The 209-nt window shown below is 52.2% G+C and carries 1 protein-coding gene; it reads left to right on the plus strand.

The genetic code is table 11. The features are described 5' to 3' along the window. Nucleotides 1-209 (plus strand): AMP-binding protein (locus ICL55_RS35060; protein WP_188106748.1); only part of this gene is annotated, 209 nt, incomplete at both ends.

Consider the following 209-nt stretch of genomic DNA (forward strand, 5'->3'; position numbering starts at 1 on the left):
TGCAGGAGCTGTTTCAGCGCCAGGTGGCTGCGCAGGGTGACAGCGTAGCGCTGGTACATAAAGGACAGCCGTTTACTTACAAGCAGCTGGATACTGTATCGGCACAGTTGTGTAACTATCTGAAAGAAAAATACCAGGTGCAGCCGGGAGAGCTGATCGGCGTAAAGCTGCATCGCAGTGAGTGGCTGATCATCTCATTATTGAGCGTG

The sequence above is a fragment of the Chitinophaga varians genome, from assembly GCF_014529945.1.
Lineage (GTDB): Bacteria > Bacteroidota > Bacteroidia > Chitinophagales > Chitinophagaceae > Chitinophaga > Chitinophaga varians.